1 protein-coding gene is annotated in these 908 nt (G+C 70.3%); it reads left to right on the top strand.

The window, feature by feature from the left end:
* Positions 1 to 908: AI-2E family transporter (locus tag CA984_RS44190; protein ID WP_133062003.1), on the top strand; the 908-nt coding region annotated here is incomplete at both ends.

The following is a 908-nucleotide window of genomic DNA, read 5'->3' as shown; positions in this document are numbered from 1 at the left end:
TGTTCGAGCAGGCCAAGCAGTACCTGAGCCGGCGGGGCGGCGAGATCGCCAGCGGAGCCCTGGCGGGCGTGCGCACCGTGGGGGAGATCCTGTTCGGCGTGGTGCTGGCCATGATCCTGTCGATCTACTTCGTGCACAGCGGCGACCGTCTCGTCGGGTGGATCGTGGATCTGGCCCCCAGGGGAATCAGGCGGACCCTGCGTGAGAGCGGCGCGGTGATCTTCGACGTCGTCAGCCGCTACATCCGCGGGGTGGCGCTCGTCGGCATGGTCGACGGGTTCTTCATCGGGATCGCCGCCGTGGCCGCCGTGGTCCTGTGGATCCTCTACGTGGTCCAGGTGGTGGTCCTCCCCATCATCCTCGGAATGGCCATCACCACGCTGCTGCTCCCGCCGTACCGGCGGCTCAGGAGGCACGGGCTGAGCCGGGCGCTCGCCACCGCCGCGGTCTGCCTCGGCGGCTTCCTCCTCCTGGCGGCGCTGGTCGCGCTGCTCGTGCCGCCCACGGTCGCCGGCGTGGCCGAGCTGCGGCGGAGTTTCGGGAAGGCGGGCGGCGACCTGCAGGCGCTGGCGTCCTCCCTCGGCCTGGACGAGAAGAGGACCACGGAGCTGTTCGAGCAGGCCAAGCAGTACCTGAGCCGGCGGGGCGGCGAGATCGCCAGCGGAGCCCTGGCGGGCGTGCGCACCGTGGGGGAGATCCTGTTCGGCGTGGTGCTGGCCATGATCCTGTCGATCTACTTCGTGCACAGCGGCGACCGTCTCGTCGGGTGGATCGTGGATCTGGCCCCCAGGGGAATCAGGCGGACCCTGCGTGAGAGCGGCGCGGTGATCTTCGACGTCGTCAGCCGCTACATCCGCGGGGTGGCGCTCGTCGGCATGGTCGACGGGCGGGTTCTTCATCGGGATCGC

Source organism: Streptosporangium minutum, from assembly GCF_002149035.1.
GTDB lineage: Bacteria > Actinomycetota > Actinomycetes > Streptosporangiales > Streptosporangiaceae > Streptosporangium > Streptosporangium minutum.
This window is presented reverse-complemented; position numbering and strand designations above follow the sequence as displayed.